Annotated in this window: 4 protein-coding genes; 1 reads left to right on the forward strand and 3 read right to left on the reverse strand. The window is 67.8% G+C overall.

The genetic code is table 11. The features are described from left to right. Positions 1 to 86: 86 nt before the first annotated feature. The 3 genes from AOK23_RS40030 to AOK23_RS40035 all read right to left on the reverse strand — a co-directional run bounded on the left by AOK23_RS40030 (position 87) and on the right by AOK23_RS40035 (position 1,842). A complete protein-coding gene (locus AOK23_RS40030) occupies positions 87 to 695 on the reverse strand; it encodes a DUF7691 family protein (protein WP_055717339.1) in 609 nt (202 codons plus the stop codon). 33 nt (positions 696 to 728) lie between these two features. After that, positions 729 to 854, reverse strand: coding sequence for an Imm49 family immunity protein (locus AOK23_RS46225; protein WP_420823792.1), 126 nt, complete (start codon positions 852 to 854; stop codon positions 729 to 731). A 160-nt stretch (positions 855 to 1,014) separates the two neighbouring features. Then, positions 1,015 to 1,842, reverse strand: a complete 828-nt coding sequence (locus AOK23_RS40035; protein WP_157878300.1) for a hypothetical protein — start codon at positions 1,840 to 1,842, stop codon at positions 1,015 to 1,017. Positions 1,843 to 2,403: 561 nt separating this feature from the next. On the opposite strand from AOK23_RS40035, the gene AOK23_RS40040 reads away from it, so the two are divergent. Then, entirely contained in the window at positions 2,404 to 2,712 is a 309-nt protein-coding gene (locus AOK23_RS40040; protein WP_055519934.1) for a hypothetical protein, read from the forward strand. Positions 2,713 to 3,020: the final 308 nt, after the last annotated feature.

A 3,020-nucleotide genomic window follows, 5' to 3' on the forward strand; every position in this document is an offset into this window, starting at 1 on the left:
CGCCTCCTGAAGGCGGCCCGCCCCTTCTGAACCGCCGGCGGTCCCCGCAGACCCCCTCTCCCGACCCTTCCGACGCAGGACCGCCCTCAGAACTTGAACCCGATGACCCCGAACCCGGATCGCGACGCCGCGTGCCGCAGCCACCCGACGCACTGTGTGGCCGCCTCCACCACCTCCGGATCCAGGGGCGGCGTCGAGCCCTTCGCCTTGGTCGCCTCGAACTGCTCCAGCGCCCGCAGACACTGCTCGTGCGTCCACTCACCGCAGCCCGGCGGGTACGACCAGGGCAGCGGAGCGGGCAGATCGCCGTACTCGAACGCCGCCACCGACACCGCGGTGATTCCCAGCGCGGTCAGTCCCTCGTCGACCACCGACAGCCAGTCGCCCCGATGCGGGGTGAAGCTCGAATTCGCGAGGAACGAGCCGGTGAGCGAGCACAGCCGCTGGTAGGCGTAGCCGTACTGGAAGGCGTACCGCTTGTCCTCGCCGAACGGTCCCCCGTGCACGACCGCCCGCAGCGCCTCGTACGCCGTCGGCGCCCCGTCCTCGATCTCCGACCGGAACCAGTCGTCGTCCCGCGCCAGGTCGTCCCCGAACCTGTCGCGGACGACCTCCAGCAACTGCTCGTCACGGGACCCGACCAACGCCCGCGTGGCGGCCACGTCCAGCAGGTACACACTCAGCGAAGAACCCATGCCCCGAACCTAACGGCCCCCACTGACAACGCCTCAGGTCGGAAACTCCCCCAGCCAGTCACGTCGCAACAGATGCGCCGGCAGATACTCCGACTCGACCTCGACGGCCATCCCACCGTCATACGCGAGACAGGCCAGGGCGAGGGGGCCGAGAGCGATGCGGCCCGCCGGGCCCTTGGCCCGGTCCTCGTCGGCGGTCCAGTACGACCGACATCGTCAAGCCCTCCCCCAGGGTCTCGGCGAACCTCCGCGAGTTCGGGCCTGGCTCGCCATGCCTCGGCACGGTGACGGTCACAGGGCAGTCCGGTCAGCGATCGCCTCACACGATAGCCAGCGTATGCGCCAACGTTCTTCTCTCCCTTGACCACGACATAGTCGAGCCTTCCGTCGGCGAGAGCGGCTTCCAGCTTCTCCGCGAGCAGGAGCTCGTCGGGTTCGTCCTCGCCGCGCTTGCGCATCTCGTCGATGAAGTCCAGGAAGTACTCCCTGGTCCCCTGCGAGACCCGCTTTCCGCTCGGCGGGTTCCGGGCCCCCACCGGTCTCCGTCTTTCCACACCTGGTCGAACTGGTCGTTACCATTGCGGGGCCCGCTCAGCGGCTGCCGTACCGCGCTCGGGTGCTCGGCGGCGATGCAGTGATGCTCCGCCACCGACTCACCGAACTTCTCCGCCGCGACGCCCATGTAGGCGTGCTGGTCCTTGTAGACATTCCTGCTCTCCCCCCACAGTCCCCGCGCCTCGTCCGTCCCGTCCCGCTTGTACACCGCCTCGGCGGTGTCCCGCAGCCGCTGCATGAGGGTGTCGCTCTTGATGGCCAGATGGCGCTCCAGCGCCATCTCCTCCAATGTCCGGAGCATCTCGGGAGTCGCCTTGTGGGTGCGCCCCTGCTTCTCCCAGTCGCCCAGGTAGTACGCCTTGAGCGGCTCGGGGGCGTCCTTGACGAGGACCCACGGATGGTTCGACGACTGCCGGGTGAGTTGCGGCGGCGTGAAGTCGCTCTCGTCGAAGCGGTCCAGCCGCAGCCGGTTGCCGTCGACTTCTCCAGCTGCTCCAGATTCCCGATGAACTCCGGTATCTCGGCAGAGACGACGGGCCTCTCCTCGCTCACGCCTACCCCCGTGGACGCCCTCGCAGATGCGTTCCCTCAACTGGACGCACACCCGGCACCCAACTCCGGGCACCTTCCGTACGTCTGACGCACCCCCGGACAACTCCCGACCACCCCGGCCACATCACCGGTCACCCAGGAACATCACCCGCCCCAGACGCGACCCTTACGTCCACATCAGGCACACTCGAAACCCGGCGAACACCGGACCGACACCCCGTCAGAAACGGGACCGGACCGGTCGCTTCACCACCACCCGGCCCCACCAGGCCGAACCACCCGGAAAAAGGGGACTAACGACGGAACCACACCACAGGTTCCGGTTTAACCTCGTTGCCCGGCGTAACCTGCCGTGATACACAGAGTGACTATACGACCCTTCGTGTACCGTTCCGCGTCCCCCGTTAGGGTCCCACGCAGGCCGGAAGCAAGGGATACGTACGAAACCCGCCAATCAATGACGCCAAGTCGACATACGACAGCGTCATTGTCAGCGAGAATGGGCCCGACCTCTGCGCACCCGCGCCAGGGGTGCAGCGCGGACGCCGAGCCGGACGCGACGCAGAGCCAGCGGAACTACCCACTAGGGGCGGTGACTTACATGTTCATTGCGGCCGACAAGGGCGACATCACCACCATCATCGGCGGAATCGCCCCGGACTGGGGGCCTTTCGGCAGCCTGGGCAACGAGGCACGCGTGATGATCGAGGTCGTGATGGCGGTCGCCATCCTCCTCTGCCTGGGCATCGCCATCTGGGGCGCGGCCAAACAGCGCATCGGCGCGACCGCCCTGCGCGACACGTTCAGCGCCGAACAGGGCAAGGGCCTCATCATCGCCGGTCTCACCGGCGTCTTCATCATCGGTTCACTGGGCACGCTCTTCACCATCGTGTACGGCATGGCCGTGTAGCGCCGCGGTCCGGCCACGTCCCGGCCGGGCACGCCCGCTTTCCGGTCCCCCACTACCCCACCCGTCCGTCGTGCCCACCGGCTGAGGTTGCGTCTCCCTGATGTCGAGTCACCACACCGCGCCCGCGCGGGAACCAGCGCGGCTACCGTCGTATTGCCACGCGTTTTCGTACGCGTCCACGTACGGCGTCGAAGTTGAAGGGGCGAACGCGGCATGAGTCTCGGCGACGACCACGGCTACGGCGAGTCCTCGCGCGGTGCCGGCGTACCCCCCGTACGTCCCGTCGTCGGCACCGCGCGAGGACTCGC

It is taken from the genome of Streptomyces torulosus (assembly GCF_001419765.1).
Lineage (GTDB): Bacteria > Actinomycetota > Actinomycetes > Streptomycetales > Streptomycetaceae > Streptomyces > Streptomyces torulosus.